This window comes from Curtobacterium sp. AC268 (genome assembly GCF_979258745.1).
On the sequence record NZ_OZ409878.1, the window covers coordinates 3576377 to 3595268 of the forward strand.

17 protein-coding genes are annotated in these 18892 nt (G+C 72.3%); 11 read left to right on the forward strand and 6 right to left on the reverse strand.

Going from position 1 to position 18892, the window contains the following annotated elements:
- Positions 1–17: 17 nt before the first annotated feature.
- From ACZZ9K_RS17000 to ACZZ9K_RS17025, 6 genes are all read left to right on the forward strand, one after another.
- Positions 18–1766: an AMP-binding protein gene (locus tag ACZZ9K_RS17000; RefSeq protein ID WP_463444667.1), complete on the forward strand. Its 1749-nt coding sequence runs from the start codon at positions 18–20 to the stop codon at positions 1764–1766.
- 27 nt (positions 1767–1793) lie between these two features.
- Positions 1794–2654, forward strand: a complete 861-nt coding sequence (locus tag ACZZ9K_RS17005; RefSeq protein ID WP_463444668.1) for a hypothetical protein — start codon at positions 1794–1796, stop codon at positions 2652–2654.
- A 49-nt stretch (positions 2655–2703) separates the two neighbouring features.
- The gene (locus ACZZ9K_RS17010) at positions 2704–3189 is read left to right on the forward strand and encodes a luciferase domain-containing protein (protein ID WP_463444669.1); all 486 of its coding nucleotides are present in this window, start codon (positions 2704–2706) and stop codon (positions 3187–3189) included.
- A gap of 184 nt (positions 3190–3373) precedes the next feature.
- Positions 3374–4306 (forward strand): ABC transporter ATP-binding protein, encoded by a 933-nt coding sequence (locus tag ACZZ9K_RS17015; RefSeq protein WP_138802976.1) that lies wholly within the window; start codon positions 3374–3376, stop codon positions 4304–4306.
- Positions 4303–5166 (forward strand): ABC transporter permease, encoded by an 864-nt coding sequence (locus ACZZ9K_RS17020; RefSeq protein ID WP_463444670.1) that lies wholly within the window; start codon positions 4303–4305, stop codon positions 5164–5166. The genes ACZZ9K_RS17015 and ACZZ9K_RS17020 overlap by 4 nt, the downstream gene beginning before the upstream one ends.
- A gap of 95 nt (positions 5167–5261) precedes the next feature.
- Entirely contained in the window at positions 5262–5750 is a 489-nt protein-coding gene (locus ACZZ9K_RS17025; RefSeq protein ID WP_463444671.1) for a hypothetical protein, read from the forward strand.
- 8 nt (positions 5751–5758) lie between these two features.
- On the opposite strand, the gene ACZZ9K_RS17030 is transcribed toward ACZZ9K_RS17025, so the two are convergent.
- Positions 5759–6364: a dihydrofolate reductase family protein gene (locus ACZZ9K_RS17030; protein WP_463444672.1), complete on the reverse strand. Its 606-nt coding sequence runs from the start codon at positions 6362–6364 to the stop codon at positions 5759–5761.
- Between the two features lie 104 nt (positions 6365–6468).
- Here ACZZ9K_RS17030 and ACZZ9K_RS17035 point away from each other — a divergent pair, with 104 nt between their 5' ends.
- Together ACZZ9K_RS17035 and ACZZ9K_RS17040 are read left to right on the forward strand one after the other, a co-directional pair.
- Positions 6469–8412, forward strand: a complete 1944-nt coding sequence (locus tag ACZZ9K_RS17035; RefSeq protein WP_463444673.1) for a family 43 glycosylhydrolase — start codon at positions 6469–6471, stop codon at positions 8410–8412.
- A gap of 230 nt (positions 8413–8642) precedes the next feature.
- A complete protein-coding gene (locus tag ACZZ9K_RS17040; RefSeq protein ID WP_185974150.1) occupies positions 8643–10055 on the forward strand; it encodes a protein kinase domain-containing protein in 1413 nt (470 codons plus the stop codon).
- A gap of 602 nt (positions 10056–10657) precedes the next feature.
- Here ACZZ9K_RS17040 and ACZZ9K_RS17045 read toward each other — a convergent pair.
- Entirely contained in the window at positions 10658–11455 is a 798-nt protein-coding gene (locus tag ACZZ9K_RS17045; protein ID WP_463444674.1) for an SDR family NAD(P)-dependent oxidoreductase, read from the reverse strand.
- 110 nt (positions 11456–11565) lie between these two features.
- Here ACZZ9K_RS17045 and ACZZ9K_RS17050 point away from each other — a divergent pair, with 110 nt between their 5' ends.
- Positions 11566–12471, forward strand: a complete 906-nt coding sequence (locus tag ACZZ9K_RS17050; protein WP_463444675.1) for an AraC family transcriptional regulator — start codon at positions 11566–11568, stop codon at positions 12469–12471.
- 6 nt (positions 12472–12477) lie between these two features.
- Here ACZZ9K_RS17050 and ACZZ9K_RS17055 read toward each other — a convergent pair whose 3' ends face one another.
- The 4 genes from ACZZ9K_RS17055 to ACZZ9K_RS17070 form a co-directional block, all read right to left on the reverse strand.
- Positions 12478–12963, reverse strand: a complete 486-nt coding sequence (locus tag ACZZ9K_RS17055) for a tetratricopeptide repeat protein (protein ID WP_071246354.1) — start codon at positions 12961–12963, stop codon at positions 12478–12480.
- Positions 12960–13769 carry a DUF6807 domain-containing protein gene (locus tag ACZZ9K_RS17060; protein ID WP_463444676.1) on the reverse strand — a complete coding sequence of 270 codons (810 nt, stop codon included), beginning with the start codon at positions 13767–13769 and terminating at the stop codon, positions 12960–12962. The genes ACZZ9K_RS17055 and ACZZ9K_RS17060 overlap by 4 nt, the downstream gene beginning before the upstream one ends.
- Positions 13770–13779: 10 nt before the next feature.
- Positions 13780–14460, reverse strand: coding sequence for a class I SAM-dependent methyltransferase (locus tag ACZZ9K_RS17065; protein ID WP_138802984.1), 681 nt, complete (start codon positions 14458–14460; stop codon positions 13780–13782).
- A gap of 204 nt (positions 14461–14664) precedes the next feature.
- Positions 14665–15414: a FadR/GntR family transcriptional regulator gene (locus tag ACZZ9K_RS17070; protein ID WP_111093734.1), complete on the reverse strand. Its 750-nt coding sequence runs from the start codon at positions 15412–15414 to the stop codon at positions 14665–14667.
- 287 nt (positions 15415–15701) lie between these two features.
- On the opposite strand from ACZZ9K_RS17070, the gene ACZZ9K_RS17075 reads away from it, so the two are divergent.
- Both ACZZ9K_RS17075 and ACZZ9K_RS17080 read left to right on the forward strand, forming a co-directional pair.
- A complete protein-coding gene (locus tag ACZZ9K_RS17075) occupies positions 15702–17120 on the forward strand; it encodes an MFS transporter (RefSeq protein WP_463444677.1) in 1419 nt (472 codons plus the stop codon).
- Positions 17117–18877: a dihydroxyacetone kinase family protein gene (locus tag ACZZ9K_RS17080; RefSeq protein ID WP_463444678.1), complete on the forward strand. Its 1761-nt coding sequence runs from the start codon at positions 17117–17119 to the stop codon at positions 18875–18877. Before ACZZ9K_RS17075 ends, ACZZ9K_RS17080 begins: the two co-directional genes overlap by 4 nt.
- Positions 18878–18892: the final 15 nt, after the last annotated feature.

The following is an 18892-nucleotide window of genomic DNA, read 5'->3' on the forward strand; positions in this document are numbered from 1 at the left end:
GATCGGCTCTGAGATGGATGCGGCATGATCGGTCCGTGCCTGATGTGAACCCGACCGCCGCGTACCGTGCCGCCCGCGACCAGCTCCTCGCCGCGGACTCTCCCGAAGCGGCACACGCCGGGTTCCGCTGGCCGGACGTCGGCGACACGTTCAACTGGGCGACCGACTGGTTCGACGTCATCGCGACCGACAACAGCCGCACTGCGCTTTGGATCGTCGAGGAGGACGGTCGTGAGCAGCGGCTCAGCTACGCCGAGATGGCCGCACGATCCGATCGGCTCGCCGCGCGCCTGCACAGCTTCGGCGTGCAGCAGGGCGACCACGTCCTCGTCATGCTCGGCAACCAGCTCGAGCTCTGGGAGACGATGCTCGCCGTGATCAAGCTCGGTGCGGTCATCCTGCCGACGTCGACCATGCTCGACACCGCGGACCTGCAGGACCGCGTCGACCGGGGCTCCGTGGCGCACGTCGTCACGAACCGGAGCGAGACGCACAAGTACGACGACGTCCGCGGGTCCTTCACGCGCATCGTGATCGGCGGTCCCGCTGACAGGTGGACGGAGTACCCGAGCGACCTGGGCGAGCCCGCTCCTGCCGACGAGGTCCGTCCCCACGTCGTCACCCGCACGACCGACCCGTGCCTGGTCTACTTCACGTCCGGCACGACGTCGAAGCCGAAGATGGTCGTGCACACCCAGACGTCGTACCCGGTCGGGCACCTCAGCACGATGTACTGGCTCGGCGTCCGGCCCGGTGACGTGCACCTGACGATCAGCTCGCCCGGGTGGGGCAAGCACGCCTGGAGCTGCTTCTTCGCGCCGTGGATCGCCGAGGCCACCGTGTTCATCCACAACACGGCGCGCTTCGACCCCGCTGCGCTCCTCGCGCAGCTCGAGCGGGCCGAGGTCAACACGTTCTGCGCGCCGCCGACCGCGTGGCGGATGATGCTGCAGTCCGACCTCGGCGTGAAGCCGCGGGCGCTCCGCGAGCTCATCTCGGCCGGCGAGCCGCTCAACCCCGAGGTCATCGGCCGGGTCGAAGCGGCGTGGGGCCTCACCATCCGCGACGGGTACGGGCAGACCGAGACGACGGCGATCATCGGCAACGCCCCGGGTGCCGCCGTGACGCCCGGCGCGATGGGCAAGCCGCTCCCCGGCGTGACCGTGACGCTGCTCGACCCCGTGTCCGGCGAACCGGGCGACGAGGGTGAGGTCTGCCTCGACCTCACCGAGCGGCCCGTCAACCTGATGGCCGAGTACCTCGGCGACCCCGACCGCACGGCCTCGTCCATGCGCGACGGCTTCTTCCACACCGGCGACATCGCCGTCCGCGACGCCGACGGTGAGCTGACCTTCATCGGCCGCACCGACGACGTCTTCAAGTCCTCGGACTACAAGGTGTCGCCGTTCGAGGTGGAGAGCGCCCTGCTGGAGCACCCGGCCGTGGCCGAGAGCGCGGTCGTCCCGGCCCCCGACGACGCCCGTCTCAACGTCGTCAAGGCGTACGTCACGTTGGCCACCGGATGGGAGGCGTCGGCCGAGACCGCCAGGCAGGTCCTGGAGTACGCACGCACGGCTCTGCCCGCCTACGCGCGCGTCCGCCGCGTCGAGTTCGCGGAGCTCCCGAAGACCATCTCGGGCAAGATCCGCCGCGTGGAGCTCCGGGAGCGCGAGGAGCAGTCGGTGAGCAACGGCACGCGCGCCGAGGGGGAGTGGCGCGACGACGAGTTCCCCGGCCTCCGCGCGCCCCGCCCGCAGGCGAGCTGACCCGCACGGGCACCCTGGGCTCGACACGTGGAACTGATCGAGGACGCCTCACGCGGCGACTGGTTGCTGGCCCGGGCCGGCTCGTTCGCCTCGTTCGGCGGCGTCGCGGGCACCGGGTTCGAGGCCTACGCCCGGATCCTGCACCCGCTCCGAGCGGATCGCGAGGACCGGACGACCGTGGACGAGTACGACGAGCACCCGGTCCTCGAGTCGGCCGAGTGGCGCTGGGCCGACGTCGCCGAGCGCACCCGTCGGACGATCGACCCGCTCGTGTCGTGGCAGACGCTCAGCGGTCGGGACGACGAGTCGGACCTGCCCTTCGACGACGGCTGGGTCGTCCATCCACCCGAAGAGGGCTGGTACGAGCCGAGGCAACTCGCCGCGCTCACCGAGCTCCTCGCCGAGGCGACGTCGACCCCGGACGACCTGGTCGGGGCGATCTGGGACGGATGGGGCGACCTGAACGGGACGTCGACATTGGGCTTCGGGTGGCAGGGGAGCGGCGAGCCGACGGCGGCCGAGCGCGTGGAGATGCAGGCGCACATCGACCGGAGGCAGGCGCAGCACCGGCGGGAGCAGGCTGCGCTCCGGGAGTCGCTCGCGGGTCCGCGCTTCCTGTGGCCGGCCCGCGAGTGCTTCCTGCTCTCCATGTCCCTGCCGCAGCTCAGCGACCCGTCCTGGACGGACGACGCCCGCGTCGGCACGTACGTCGGCTTCGGGCACACCCCGCAGATGCTCTGGCCCGAGGGGCACGAGTGGGTGCTCGCCACCGAGATCGACTGGGACTCGACGATCGTCGCCGGGTCGCGGTCGCTCGTCGACGCGATCCTCGCCGATGCCCGGTTCGAGGCGTACGAGGTCGACGCGGACGCTTCCCCGTCCTCGTGAGGGCGCGAACAGGAGCGATGCAGCCCGGCCGAGACTGTATCGTCGAGCAATGATCAGGTCCATCCGCCGCGGCGAACGGCCCGCCGTGTCCGACGCCGGTCCCCAGCGTCAGCTCACCGACCGCGCGACGCCGGAACTGTGGGGAGCGCTCGTCGGGAGCGCCGTCGCGCTGCCCGGCGTCGAAGAGGGGTACAGCCAGGTGTCGCCGGCGTCGTCACGCGCGTTGTTCCTGCGCGATCAGCGCGACCACGTCGTCCCGTGGACGTCACTGGCGCCGGACGGACGACTCGAGCCCGTGCACCTGCACGGCGTCGAGGACACCTCGGTCCACCTCTGCCTCCCGGTCGCACGGGGAGCCGAACTGACCGAGCTCGGCTGGGCGATCCCGCACCAGTACGAGGACCACGGGACCGAGTTCATGGTCCACGGCCCGCGCAACGTCGAGGAACTCGCGGTCGTGCTGTCGATCATCGAGGAGAGCCTCGCGTTCGCTCGCGACCCTGGCGACGAGCGCCCGGCGCACCACCCCGCCTGATCACTTCGCGTCCAGCGACACCTCACGGCCGGCTGCGCGCGTGAACTGTCGCCCAGCGCGAAAACCCGCGCGCCCCGCCCGCACCCCGCGCGACCCCGCCCGCCCCCGCGTCACCCTGTGGGAGCACACATCTCCCCCCAGCGGCGGACGCGGCGACGCCGCGCACTCCCGTAGCGTCGAGGCCGTGATCGAAGTCAGCCATCTCACCAAACAGTACGGTCCGAAGACCGCCGTGGACGACGTCTCCTTCGTCGTGCGTCCCGGCAGTGTGACCGGCTTCCTCGGGCCCAACGGCGCCGGGAAGTCCACCACGATGCGCATGATCATGGGGCTCGACCGGCCCACATCGGGCAGCGCCACCGTGAACGGCCAGTCCTACACGAGCTTCCGCGACCCGCTCCGGCAGGTCGGCGCCCTGCTCGAGGCGAAGGCCGTGCACTCGGGGCGCAGCGCCTACAACCACCTGCTCTCCCTCGCGGCGACCCACGGCATCCCGAAGTCCCGCGTGCACGAGGTCATCGACATGACCGGCCTCGACTCCGTCGCGAAGAAGCGCGTCGGCGGGTTCTCGCTCGGCATGGGGCAGCGCCTGGGAATCGCTGCCGCACTGCTCGGTGACCCGAAGACCCTGATCCTCGACGAGCCCGTCAACGGCCTCGACCCCGACGGCGTGCTCTGGGTGCGTCAGCTCGCCCGCCGCATGGCCGCCGACGGCCGCACGGTGTTCCTCTCCAGCCACCTGATGAGCGAGATGGCACAGACCGCCGACCGCGTGGTCGTGCTCGGCCGGGGCAAGGTCCTCGCCGACGCCCCGATCGCCGAGTTCGTCGCCGGTGGTGGCGCCGCTGCCGGCACCGATGCCGCCGTCAGCCGCGTCATCGTCCGCACGCCGGACCCGAACGGCCTGTTCACCGCCATCGGCCCGAACGCCGCGGTCACCCAGCGCGAGGACGGATCGTTCCTCGTCGTCGGGCCCGACGCCCCGACGGTCGGCAACATCGCCGCGCAGGCCGGCGTCCCCCTGCACGAACTCACCCCGACCGGCGCGAGCCTGGAAGAGGCCTACATGGCCCTCACCCGCGACGACGTCGAGTACCGATCGGAGGGCACCCGATGAGCGCCACCACCTCGCCCACCTCGCCGTCGACCCGGATGAGCGGCTCGACCCGCCTGTCGTTCCCGCACCTGGTGCGGAGCGAGTGGATCAAGCTGCGCAGCATCCGGTCCACGTTCTGGTGCTACGCGATCCTGGTCGTCGTCACGATCGGCATGGCCGCGCTGGTCGGAGCGAACACGAACAGCGGCGGGCAGGACCTGCCGACGGACATCGCCAACGGCACGTTCGTCAACGCCAACACCGTCGGCGTCCTGCTCTCGTCGCTCGTCGTCGGCGTGCTCGGCGTCCTCATCATCACCGGTGAGTACGGCACGGGCCAGGTCCGCTCGACCTTCACCGCCGACCCCCGTCGCACCGGCGTGATCCTGGCGAAGGCCACCGTCCTCGCCGTCACGACGTTCGTGGTCAGCGCCGTCGCCACCTGGATCGGCGTCCTCATCTCGCTCCCGCTGCTCGCCGGCAACGGTGTCGAGCCGGAGATCGGTGACCCGTCGGTCTTCATGCCGATCCTCGGTTCGTCGGTCTTCCTGACCCTGCTGGCGCTCCTCGCCTACGGCATCGGTCTGCTCGTCCGCTCGAGCGCCGGCGGCATCGCGATCACGCTCGGCATCCTGTTGGTCCTGCCGGTGGTGCTGGGCCTGATGGCCGGGCTGATGAACGTCGAGTGGCCGACGAACATCGCCGCGTTCCTGCCGGACATGGCCGGCGGTCAGCTGTACGCCTACGCGTACGACGGCGCGAGCGAGGCCGACAACAGCGGGGTCGTGCTCAACGGATGGGGCGGTTTCGGCGTCCTCGCGGCCGAGGTCCTGGTCATCGGTGGCCTCGCCCTGACACTCGCGCGCCGTCGCGACGTCTGACGCGACCACCCCACGGCCGGGAGGCGCGGTGCCAGCCGGCACCGCGCCTCCCGTCGTTCCGCGGTGCGGGTCCACCGCGTCACTAGGCTCACAGCGTGCGTTCCGTCCCCGCCCTGCTCCTGCCCGCGATCGCGGGCGTGCTCCTGCTGGCCGGCTGCGCCGGGCCGCCGCCCGTCGACGAGGCTGCGCTGCACGCCTGGGAGAAGCGCCAGATGGCCACCGACTCGGACCGGGATCTCGGTGCGATGTACGCCCCGGAATCCGCCGGGCAGAGCGCGACGGGGAACGACGACGAGATCGACCGTGGCATCACGATCACGTTCGCGCACCCGGAAACGGTCGACCACCTCGAGTTCTCGTGCTTCGGTGACGGGCACATGAGCGGTTCCGTCACGGTCGTCTCCGGGAGCACGTCGCGGAACGACATCGCCGAGTCGATGCCCTGCGGCGACGGAGCGCAACGCATCGACCTGCGGCGGACCTGGCGTGCCGACGTCGACAGCATCTCCTTCAACGGGTTCGACAGCGACCGCGACAGCGCCTGGAACGTCCGCGTGATCGGCGCAGAGCCCGTCGAGGACTGACCGAGCGCTCAGCACCGCCGGACGTCGTACCGGTGCAGGGTGACGCCGTTGTCGTAGCGCTGCTGCTCGAGCAGGTCGAGCTGCACGAGCGGGCGGTGCCCCGAGCGCGGCGGATCGAACAGCGGCCGACCGGCGCCGAGCACCGACGGGTGTGTGAAGAGCATGACCTCGTCGAGCAGCGCGGCATCGAGCAGCTGACTCGCGATGCTCGGTCCGCCCACTCCGATGTCGCCGTCGCCGGAGGCACGGATCGCGGCCAGCTCGGTGATCGCGTCGCCGTCGCCACCGATGACCCGGGTGTCGTGGTCGGCGGTGGTCCTGGTGCGGGACACGAGGACCTTCGGCTGCGCGGTCCAGATCTCGCCGTACTCGCGCAGGTACTGCGGCATCGACTCGTCGTGCCGGGCGTCGGGCCAGAACGGGTCCATCATGTCGCGCACCACCCGGCCCTCGACCGACAGGGTCATCGCGGCGGCGCGGGCGTTGAACTCGCGGTGCAGCGGTTCGTCGATCCGGATCCAGTCGGGTCCGTCCAGGCCGTCGTGCTCGCCGGGGGCCCGTTCGACGAACCCGTCGACGGAGACGTTGATCCAGTAGACGAACCTCGCGGGCATGTCATGACTCCTTCGTCGAGCCGAGCGTACGCTCGCGCACGTCGCCCGTCGACACCCGCAGTCCCTCCAGCAGCACCTCCCTCAACGACGAGAGCAGGTCAGGCATGCGCCGATCGTCCACCGCACTCCTCGCCGCCGTGACGTTCCTCGGCGTCGCGACCACGGGCCTCCAGGCTGCACCAGCGGATGCGTCCGCGGTGCCGGGCGGGACCACCCGGGCGACCACCACCACGACCGCGGCGTCGAGCGCCGCCAGCCGGCACGGCCGCACGGCACCCAACCACCAGAACCCGGTCGCGCTCAGCCTGCCCGACGGGCAGACGGCCGCGAGCTGCGCGGACCCGACCGTGATCCACGGAGCCGGACGCGACCGCAACTGGTACCTCTACTGCACCACCGACGCGCTCACCGCGACGGAGCAGAACCCGGACGGGTCACTCGTGCAGCACGCCGTCCCCACGTACCGGTCGACCGACCTGACCCACTGGACGTACGTGAACGACGCGTTCCCGACGAAGCCCTCCTGGGTGGGCGACGCGAACGGGATCTGGGCGCCGGACGTCGTGTACCGCGCCGGGGACCGTGGCCGGGCCGGCACCTGGTACCTGTACTACGCGGCGTCGGACACCCCGTCGGCGACGGGGCCGAGCGGCGGCGGCTCCGCGGTCGGGGTGGCGACGAGCTCGAGCCCGACGGGTCCGTGGAAGGACTCCGGCGGCCCGGTCGTGGCACCACAGACCGCACCGAACGGCGACGGCGCGCGGTGGGCGTTCGACCCCGAGGTCATCACGGACGGCGGCACGACCTACCTGTACTTCGGCAGCTACTTCGGCGGCGTGAACGTCCGACGGCTCAGCGCGGACGGCCTGCGCTCCGACCCGTCGACCGAGCGGCAGATCGCGATCGACAACCGCTACGAGGGTGCGTACCTGATGCGGCACGGCGGCTGGTGGTACTTCATGGGCTCCGCCACGAACTGCTGCAACGGTGCCCTCACCGGCTACGGCGTCTTCGTCGCCCGGTCACGGAGCCCGCTCGGGCCGTTCACGGACCGCGACGGTGTGTCGATCACGAGCACCCGGGTCGGCGGCACGCCCCTGCTCGCGCAGAACGGCAACCGCTGGGTGGGGACGGGGCACAACACCGTGGTCACCGACTTCGCCGGCCAGGACTGGATCATCTACCACGCGGCCGACCGCAACGATCCGTACTACGCGGGGCAGCCGACCTACACGAAGCGGCCGGCGCTGATCGACCCCCTCGACTGGCAGGGCGGCTGGCCGGTCGTCCGCGGTGGTGCCGGGCCGTCCGACACGGTGCAGCCGGGGCCGGTCGCGCAGCCCGGGCAACGGCCGACCTACCGGGCGTCCACCGCCCCGGTCGACGTGCCGGGTCGGACGATCCGCGCCCTGTCGACCTCGTTCGACGGTGCCGCGCTGCCGGGGGCGGAGCCCGGGGCGCTGCCCGCCGCGCTCACGTGGACGCGTGCGCCCGACCCGTCCACCTGGACCGTCGCCGACGGCACGTTCCGCTGGCAGACGCAGGACGCCGACATCCACCCGCCGGCGACGCCGCTCGCATCGGTGTTGTCCGAACCGGCGCCCCGTGGGGACTACGTGCTCCAGACCACGGTCGGGGTGGACACTCCGGCCACCGGCGACGGCCTGAACTACGTGCAGGGCGGCCTGATCGTCTGGGGTGACGACGGCAACTACGTCCGGCTCACGTCGAACTCGATCTTCAACACGCGCCAGACCGAGTTCGGCAAGCAGGTGTCCGGGCAACCGGCCGGGGCGCCGAGCTACGGGAACATGGTCGTCGGTCCGGTCGGGGACACCACCACGCTCCGGATCGTCCACCGCGAGGTCCGGGGCGAGGACCGGTACACGGCGTACACCAGCCTGGACGGGCGGCACTTCGTCCGGGGCGGGACCTGGACGGCGGACCTCGGCAGTGCCCCCCGCGTCGGGCTCATCTCGCTCGGAGGCTCCGGCTTCACCAGCACCTTCGAGGACCTCCGCGTGAGCACGGTCGCGACGCGTCGCTGACGGGGTGGGTGCGCAAAACACCGGTGTTCGCAGGCTGAACCGCGGTCTGCGCGTGTTCGACCCGCGAACACCGGTGTCGTGCAAGCCGCACGGCGCCGCCGCCGCACGGCCGCGCCGCACGGCCGCGCCGCCGCACGGCCCCGTTCAGCCGCGAAACGTCGCCCGTCAACGAGATACCCGTCGGGATGCGAAGATGCATCGTTGGTGCCGGAGCCGAGAACGAGGGTTGGATGATCCCGACGGAAGAACACGACGCGAGCGCGCCGCTGCTCGACGGTCGGTACCGCGTGGAGCAAGCGATCGGCCAGGGCGGCATGTCCGTCGTCTACCGGGGTGTGGACGAGAGCCTGCACCGCCCGGTCGCGATCAAGCTCTTCCACGCGGGCATCGTCGACATCGCCCGGCAGGAGGCCGAACTCGGCGTGCTGGCCTCGCTCGAGCACCACAACCTCGTCAGCCTGCTCGACGCCGGTGTCGTCACCGGGCAGGACGGCACGCAGCAGCGCTACATCGTGATGTCGCTCGTCGTCGGGCAGGACCTCGAGGAGCGCCTGGCCGTCGGCCCGCTCGCCTCGCGGCACATCGCCGAGATCGGCTACGACATGGCCGAGGCCCTCGACTACATCCACGCCCACGGCGTCGTGCACCGCGACATCAAGCCGTCGAACATCCTGCTCGTCGACTACGGCAACGGTTCCGACCGGGCACGAGCTCGCCTGACCGACTTCGGCATCGCGCTCGCCGCCGGCGTCGAACGCCTCACCGCCGACGGTGTGACCACCGGCACCGCCGCGTACCTCAGCCCGGAGCAGGCGCGCGGCGGCGAGGTCGGTCCGCCCAGTGACGTGTACTCGCTCGGCCTCGTGCTGCTGCAGTGCTTCACCCGCCGCCGCGAGTTCCCGGGCTCGCTCGTCGAGTCGGCCGTCGCCCGGCTGTCCCGCGACCCCGTGGTCCCCGAACCCCTGCCCGAGCACTGGAAGCACCTGCTCCGTGCCATGACCGCGCAGGACCCCGCGGCCCGTCCGCTCGGCGCCGAGCTGGTCACGATGCTCCGTGACGTCGTGATCGCGGAGACCGCCACGAGCGACCACGTGGTCGAGCCGACCGACGAGACGGCCCAGGTACCGACGCGCCCCGAGACGGACCGCCCGGCGACCCTCGACAGCCTGCCCGACGAGTCGCTGCAGCGCACCACGGCGATGGCCGCACGGCTCTTCGACGCACCGATCGCCCTGGTCGAGGTCCTCGACGAGGACCGCGAGTGGTCCCAGTCGTACATCGCCGAGGGCATCGACGAGGCAGCCCGCAGCATCAGCTTCCGCAACGGCTTCGCCCCGGTCCCCGTCCCCGTCGTGATCCCGGACGGCTCCGCGCACCCCGAGATGCGGAACAGCCCCCTGGTCACCGGCCCGCTCGGCATCCGCTTCTACGTCAGCGTCCCGCTCGTGAAGCACGACGGCGCACCGATCGGGACCCTCGCCGTCCTCGACACCCGCCCGCGGCAGGCCACCGAGGACGACCTCGCGAACCTCCGCGACCTGGCGGCGCTCGCCGTCTCGCAGCTCGAGATCCGCCAGGAGTCCCTGCGGACGACCAGCGACTCGCTGCCGGTCCCACGGGTGGTCGGCGACCACACCGCCTGACGGGAGGCCCGGTGCCAGCCCGCACCGCGCCTCCCGACCGCGTGGTGGTCGCGCCCACCGCCGCGCCCACGCCGTCCGCCGAGCGGTCACCATCCGTCGCCCGGCGCGCTCCCGCGCCGACGCAGTCCGGCGAGCGGTCACGATCCGTCGCCTGGCGCGCTCCCGCGCGACGGTCCGTGACCGCTCGACCACCTGCCAGCGGTGCGTCATGACCACTCGCGGATCCGATGCCCGGCTGACCGACTCCCGCCGAGCGGGCGAAATGCCCGGGTGCGTCCGTGTGCCGACCCGGGTGTTCCGCCCGTTCGTGGTGGTGGGGGTTCAGTGGCGTCGGTCGGCGCTGCCGAGCGGGCGAAATGCCCGGGTGCCTCCGCGTGCCGACCCGGGTGTTCCGCCCGTTCGTGGTGGTGGGGGTTCGTGCGCGTCGGCTGGCGCTGCCGAGCGGGCGGAATGCCGGGGTGCGTCCGTGTGTCGACCCGGGTGTTCCGCCCGTTCGTGGTGGTGGGGGTTCTCCCGCGACGTTTGGGGCTGCCGAGCGGGCGAAATGTCGGGGTGCCTCCGCGTGCCGACCCGGGTGTTCCGCCCGCTCGCGCGGGGCGCGCTCAGCCGAGGCGGGTCGCGGCCAGGCCGCCGTCCACGTCGATCGTGGCGCCGTGAACGAAGGTCGCCTCGTCGGAGGCCACCCAGCGCACGGCGAAGGCGACGTCGACGGGGCGGACGGGTGCTCCGGCGGGGGTGCCCGCCGTCATCTGCGCGAGGACGTCGTGCGAGTCCGCGTTGCCCGGTGTCGCGGTGGCCCCGGCCGACACGGTCGACACCCGGACGCCGCGCGGTCCGAGCTCGGCTGCCCAGGCGCGGGTCAGCTGCTCGACCGCGGCCTTCGTCGCCGGGTAGAGCGCCGTGAACGGGACGCCGACGCGGGACATCCACGAGCCGATGTTCACGACGACGCCCGATCCGCGTTCGACCATCGCAGGGGCCAGCGCTCCGACCAGCACGTGCGGCGCGCGGACGTTCGTGGCCCAGAGGGCTTCGGCGTCGTCGTCGGCGAGCAGCGCGGTGGGGCCGACCGGGTAGACGCCGGCGTTGTTGACGAGGACGTCGACCCGGCCGCCGAGGGCCTCGGTGGCGCGGGCGGCGAGGTCACGGACCGCGTCGGGGTGGGTGTTCAGGTCGCCGATCACGGCCACGGCGGTGCCTCCGGACGCGGTGATGGTGTCCACCACGGCCTGCGTGCGCTCCGGGTCGCGGCCCGCCACTGCGACGGTGGCGCCGGAGGCGGCGAGGACACGGGCGACGGCTTCGCCGATGCCGCTCGAGGCGCCGGTCACCAGCGCGGTGCGGCCCGCCAGTCGGTCGTCGGTGGTCAGGGAGTCGAGGAGTGCTTCGTTGGTCTGCATGCTCCGATGCTCGGTCCGACGGGCCCGGCGGTGATTGCCCAGGACTCCGGAGTGCTTGCCGGATCCCGCACGGGCACTCCTCGCGTCGGATGCCTCGACAGAATGGGCACATGGACGACGTCACCTCGGACCGGCTGGACCGTGCGCTGCAGAGCGTCCTCGCCCACCTCGACGACACGGAGCGCGCCGGACGGCTCGGCCTCCGCCTGGCCCGGGTGAACCGTCCGACCGACCTCGGGTACCAGCGCTACACGCCGTCGGTGTCGGTGGTGCTCGCCGGACGGAAGCGCTCGATAGTGGGGGACGACGACCAGCTCTGGGGTCGCGAACGCTTGATCATCACGCCCGTCGACCTGCCCGTGATCGCCGGGGTGGTCGAGGTCGAACCACCCGCGGGGTTCGTCGCGGTCGTCTGGCAGCTCGACCCCGCGGTGGTGGCCGAGGTCGCGACGGCGATGTCCCGCCCGCACCAGGACGAGGCGCCGCCGGCACGACTCGGCAGCTGGACCCCGCCCCTGGCGGACGCGTTCGCCCGACTCGTCGGACTGCTCGATGCTCCGGAGGACATGGCCGTCCTCGCCCCGCTCGTCACCCGCGAGGTGGTGCTCCGGCTGCTGCAGACGGACCAGGCACCGCGCATCCTGGCCGCGATCGGCAACCGGGACGGCGACGTCGTCGCCGCGGCAACCGCCCTGCTCACTGAACGGCTGGCGGACCCGTGGTCGGTGGCGGGCCTGGCCGCGGCGGTCCGGACGAGCGAGTCGACACTGTTCGCACGCTTCCGGCAGGTCACCGGCATGAGCCCCGTGCAGTACCTGCGGCGGCTGCGTCTGGGGGAGGCCCGGCGGCGGATGATCGTGCTCGGCGACACCGCCGCCCAGGCTGCGGCGGCGGTGGGGTACCGGAGCGCCTCGCACTTCTCGCGTGACTACCGCGCGCTGCACGGCCGACCACCGGCTGCCGACGCCGGTCGGGCCCGTGCACTGCTCGCACGGGGTGAGGTCGCGATCGCCTGAGGCGCGTCAGTCCTCGGTGAGGGCCGCCGCGTAGGCACGGACGGACCGGTGGTACCGCGGGAGCGTCGGCTCGACGGCCTCGATCGCGACGCGCAGCGCCTCGGCGGAGCGTCCCGCGCTGTGCAGGGCGAGCGCGAGGAACACCCGCGGTGCCGCCCCGGTGGCAGGGTGCTCCGGCGCGTCGCGGAGCATCGCGATGGCCGCGTCGATCCGGCCGAGGTTCCGCAGGGTCGAGGCGTGCTGGACGACCATCCGGGCGGCTCGGTCCGGGTCGACGGAGTCCAGGCCGGCTGCGGTCGCGGCGGCGTACTGCACGTCGGCATCGGCCTCGTGTCCGCCTGAGTCGAAGGCACCCCCGAGCTCGAACGCGCCGAGCGCTGCGTGCGGAGCGTCGGCGGCGAGGTCGCGCATCCGCTCGATCCGCTGCTGGTCGTCGATCGTCTCGTCGTCCCACAGCGCCGCGACGCGTGACTCCCAGTCCCCTGTGCTCATCCAGCGAGCGTAGCGCCGTCGGTGATCGTCGCGCGGAACGAGCGGACCAGCGGTTCGCCGGGCTGCACGACGGCGGGGGTGTCCCACGCCAGCGCCGAGCCGATGGCGGGGTACTCCTCGGCGCGGACGAACCAGGGGTCGTGGTGGTCGACGGCCTCGATCCGGATCGTCGCCGGAACGCCGTCGAACACCGCCGACCAGGTGATCCAGGGTGTGACCGAGCCGTGCACGGCGGTCTCGCCCTCGGCGTCGGCGGTCCGGACGGCGACCCCCGTGCACTCGGGGAACCGCCAGAAGAAGCCGCCGTAGCCGGCTCCGGTCCGGCCGTTGCTGCCCGGGCCCCCGAGGTGCACCGGAGTGTCACCCGGGGTGCGGAACGACGACGACCAGGACAGTTCCCACCCGCTGGTGACCGCGCGCCAGCCGAGGGTGCGGTCCTCGCGCAGGACCACCGTGCGGTCCGGACCCCGCCAGACGAGTGCCTCGGCGGACATCGTGTCGTGCTGCTCCGCGTGCACGACATCGACCGAGCCATGGTCGTCGCGCCACACGTAGCCGAGCCCCTCGACGTAGGTCCGGCCGCCCCAGCAGTTCACGCCGTCGACGTCCGGGATCGCGACGCCGACACCGCAGTGCCAGTCGTGGTCGCCGGGGTGGTGCGCGCTGACGACGGTGCCGCCGAGGGTCCGGACCGGGTGCAGGTACGGCCGAGGGGACGACGTGGCGATCGTGCCGGCGCCGCTGCCTTCGACGGCGACCTCGACACCGTCCACGACGAGTGCGCGGATGCCGTCGTCGGTGCTCACGCCACCGACGCTACCCGCGCATCAGCCGGGCGAGCACGACGCTGTCGAGCACCTCGTGTGGATCACCCTCGGGCGTCGTCGCGGTGCGCGGCCGGACCTCGGCGACCAGGACCTCCCACCGGTCGTCGAGCTGCAGGGCGGCGAGGTCGTCGGCCGGCGCAGGGAACCGGTACTCCCGCAGCTCGGGCGGCAGGTCGTCGTGCGGGGGAGCGGCGTGTGCGGTGACGAGCAGGTGCCCACCGACGTCGACGAAGCCGGCGGCCCGACGCAGGATGTCGGCTCGGGGGATCTCCACCGGCCACGACTGCAGGAACGACGCCGTCACCAGGTCGAACCGCGCGGCGGTGTCCCACCGGCCGAGGTCCGCGGCGACGAACGCCGTCCGCTCCTGGACTCCGGTGGCGACGGCAGCCCGCGAACCACGCCGGAGCGCCGTCACGGACAGGTCGATGCCCGTCACGTCCCAGCCCTGCTCGGCGAGCCACACCACGTCGCCGCCCTCACCGCAGCCGAGGTCGAGCGCCCGCCCCACCGGAAATCCCCACGTCACCGAGGCGAGCACGGCGTTCACCCGGCCGGACCAGATGCCGTCGCGCTCGGCGTAGCGGGCCTCCCACCAGTCCCGGGCGGAGGGCGCGGCAGTGGCATCGGTGGCAGATCCGGCGGCGGAGCCGTCGTGGTGGGTGTGCATGCAGCTACTCCAGCGCACGTGCCGGGCCGGACCCAAGCGGTGTTGCCGACCCGGCAACACCGCACCGTGCGAGGCGGGCACACGCCGGGCCTCCCGTCCGCCCCGATCGTGAGCAGAAGGTGTCGGGTCGGCTCGACGAACCCGACCATTCCTGCTCACGAAGCGAGCGAAACGAGCGAGCGAGCGAGCGACCGCGCGCGCCCGCTACTCGTCGGCGGGCAGCGGCTCGGCGTGCTCGATGCGTGCGCTCGCCGTGGCCATGTGCGCGTCCATCGCGCGCTGCACGGCTGGCACGTCGCGGGCACGCAACGCCTCGAAGACGGCGCGGTGCTCGTGGAAGGCGGCCTCGGTCGCCTGCCGGGTCTGCACGCGCCGCGCGACCCAGACGCTCAGCATCGAGCGCAGGCTCTGCAGCAGGTCGGCGAGCACGTCGTTGCCCGACGCCCGCGCCAGCAGGACGTGGAACCGGACGTCGGCGTCGATGAAGGCCTGCGGGTCGTCGAGCGTCGCCTCTTGCCGGACCAGGTACTCGCCGAGCTCGGTGATCTGCTCGTCGGTGGCGCGCTGCGCGGCGAGGATCGCGGCCGTGCGCTCCAGTGAGGACCGGATCTCGAGCAGCTCGCGGGTGCGGTTCGACGCGAGCATGAGACCCCACGACAGGGTCGTCGGGAGCAGGTCCGAGGTGCCTCCGCGCAGGTAGGTGCCCGAACCGGGGCGGATCTGCACGATGCCCAGGATCTCGAGGGCGGCGAGGGCCTCACGGACGGCCGAGCGTCCGACGCCGAGCCGCTCGGACAGTATCCGCTCCGAGGGCAGCCGTGAGCCGGGGGCCAGTTCGCCGGCGGTGAGCAGCGAGACGAGCTGTCGGGCGACCACCGAGGCGGGGGACCCGACGGGCACGGACTCGAGTTCGAGTCGGATGTTGAGGGGGTCGTCCGGGCTGAACGCGGGCATGCAGTGAGCGTACCGGTCGGTCAACCGGTTGCGGCGGGGGCAGCGCCGTGGCCACCGACACCGTGCAACAAGCAGCGCCGAGCGCGCGAAATGGTCAACCGGTTGACAAGTTGCCCGACCGCGACGCACACTGGATCAGGCGCACCGATGCGCCCGCTCTCGATCCGCGCAGCAGCACGGAGCGTCCCGGCGAAAGCCGATCGGAAGGTCCCGGCGTAGCCGCCAGGAGCGTCCCGGCGCAGCCGCCAGGACGGGAGTCGTACCACCCCCACCGAGCAGGAGTCATCGTGGACATCCCCGCCACGCGAGGCATCCCCACCTCGGTCGTCGAGAAGACGGCCATCCGCAAGATCGCGATCCGCATCGTGCCGTTCGTGGCACTGATGTTCTTCATCAACTTCCTCGACCGCACCGCGATCTCCTTCGCCGCCCCCAACGGCATGGAGGCCGACCTCGGCCTGACCGCCGCCCAGTTCGGCTTCGCGTCCGGTGTGTTCTTCATCGGCTACCTCGTGCTCGAGGTGCCGTCCAACCTGGCGCTGCACAAGTTCGGCGCCCGGATCTGGCTCGCCCGCATCATGATCACGTGGGGCATCGTGTCCCTGCTCTTCACGTGGGTGCAGAACTACCCGCAGCTCGTCGGCCTGCGCTTCCTGCTCGGCATCGCCGAGGCCGGCTTCTTCCCCGGCGCGATCCTGTTCCTGTCGACCTGGGTCCCGGCCCGTCACCGCGGCAAGATGCTCGCGCTCTTCTACCTGGCGCAGCCGCTCACGAGCGTCATCGGTTCCCCGCTCGCGGGCTGGCTGATGACCCACGAGGGGATCCTGGGCGGCCTGGCCGGATGGCGCTTCATGTTCCTCTGCGTCTCGATCCCGGCGATCATCGTCGGCGTCCTGTGCCTCTTCGTCCTCAAGGACAAGCCGTCGCAGGCGAAGTGGCTCGACGAGGACGAGAAGGTCTGGCTGGAGACGACGCTCGCTGCCGAGAGCGCCGCGAAGGGCGGCGGGGACGGTCACGGCAAGGGCGGCCTGCGGGCGGCCTTCGGCTCCGGCCGCGTCTGGATGCTCGCCGCGGTGTACTTCGGCTTCATCTACGGCCTCTACGCGCTCAGCTTCTTCCTGCCGACGATCATCGACGGCTTCCAGGAGCAGTTCGGCACCACGTTCGACCTGTTCCAGAAGGGCCTGATCACGGCCATCCCGTACGTGCCGGCCGCGGTGGTCTTGTACTTCTGGTCGCGTGACGCCTTCCGTCGTGGCGTCCGGGTCTGGCACATCGCCGTCCCGGCCCTGGTCGGTGGCCTGAGCATCCCGGTCGCGCTCTACATGAACAGCCCGGCCGCCACCGTCGCGGTCATCGCGATCACCGCGTGTGCGATCTTCGCGGCCCTGCCGAACTTCTGGACGGTCCCGACGCAGTTCCTGACCGGTGCCGCCGCAGCCGCGGGGGTCGCCCTCATCAACACCGTCGGCAACCTCGGTGGGTTCGCCGCCCCGTACATCACGGGTGCGGTCAGCGAGTGGACCGGCGGGTACCAGGTGCCGATGTTCATCGTCGGGTTCTTCATGGTGCTGTCGAGCGTGCTGATGTTCGTGCTCGGCCGGAACACCAAGCGCAACGAAGCGGCCGCCGCGGCATCCGGAGCCGACACCGCGGTCTCCGCCACGGACGGACCGACCGCGATCGCGAAGGAGGCCGGCGCATGACCCGCCTGTTCAACGACCCGGCGGACTTCGCCGACGAGATGGTGGACGGCTTCGTCGCCGCCAACCACGCCCGGGTGCGCAAGGTGCACGGCGGGGTCGCCCGCTCCACCACCAGCCCCGAGGGCACCGTCGCGCTCGTCGTCGGCGGTGGCTCCGGCCACTACCCGGCCTTCGGTGGCCTCGTCGGACACGGCCTGGCGGCCGGTGCCGCGATGGGCAACCTGTTCGCCAGCCCGAGTGCCCAGCAGGTCACCGCGGTCGCGAGGGCGTCCGAGCACGGCGGCGGCGTACTGCTGAGCTACGGCAACTACGCGGGTGACGTCCTCAACTTCGACGCCGCGGCACGGGCACTCGAAGCGCAGGGCATCGACGTCCGCACGGTCCGCGTGACCGACGACGTCGCGTCCGCGCCCGCCGACCAGGCACACAAGCGCCGCGGGATCGCGGGGGACCTCTGCGTGTTCAAGGTGGCGGGCGCGGCCGCGGAACGCGGCGACGACCTCGACGCGGTCACCGCGATCGCGACCCGGGCCAACGACCGCACCCGCAGCTTCGGCGTCGCGTTCTCGGGCTGCTCCCTGCCCGGCGCCGACGAGCCGCTCTTCACCGTCCCCGAGGGGCGCATGGCCATCGGCATGGGCATCCACGGCGAACGCGGCATCGCCGAGGCCGACGTCCCCACCGCGGACGGCCTGGCCGACCTGCTCGTCGACAAGCTCCTCACCGAGCGACCCGACGGCACCGGCACCACAACACACGGCACCGCACCAGAAACCGCAACAGCACCCGCCGGCCCCCGCGTCGTCCCGATCCTCAACGGCCTCGGCTCGGTCAAGTACGAGGAACTCTTCGTCGTCTTCGGCGCCGTCCAGCGGAAGCTCACCGACGCCGGCATCGTCGTCGTCGAGCCTGAGGTCGGCGAACTCGTCACGAGCTTCGACATGGCCGGCGTCTCGCTCACCCTGTTCTGGCTCGACGACGAACTCGAGGAACTCTGGGCCGCCCCCGCCGACGCCCCCGCGTACCGCAAGGGCGGCGCCGTCCCGCAGCAGCCGGTGCCGGTCGAGGTGCTCGAAGCCGGCGTGGTCGTGCCCGTCACACCCGGCAGTGAGGAGTCCCAGGCCTCGGCCGCCCGCGTCGCGGCCGCGATCACCGCGATCCGCGCCACCATCGACGACCACGCCGACGAGCTCGGCCGCATCGACGCCGTCGCCGGTGACGGCGACCACGGCATCGGGATGCAGCGCGGCTCCACCGCCGCCGACCGTGCGGCACAGGACGCCGCCGCCCGTGGTGCCGGCGCCGGTTCGGTCCTCGCGATCGCCGGCGACGCCTGGTCCGACAAGGCCGGTGGGACGTCCGGTGCGATCTGGGGTGCCGCCCTGGAGGCCCTGGGTCGCGTCCTCGGGGACGAGTCCCGTCCGACACCCGCCACCGTCCAGAGCGCGGTGCACGCCGCCGCCGAAGCCGTCCTGGCTTTCGGCGCGGTCCCCGGCGACAAGACGATGGTCGACGCGCTCGTGCCGTTCGACCAGGTCTTCTCCGCCCGGGTCGACGCCGGCGACGAACTCGTCGACGCCTGGTCGGCCGCCTCGGCCGCAGCACAGACCGCGGCGGACGCCACGGCCGACCTGTTGCCCCGGATGGGCCGTGCCCGCACCCACGGCGAGGACGCCGTCGGCACCCCGGACGCCGGCGCGATCTCGTTCGCGCTCATCACCGCCGCGGTCTTGGCGACCATCGCCGTCCCCGCCTGACCACCACCACGAAAG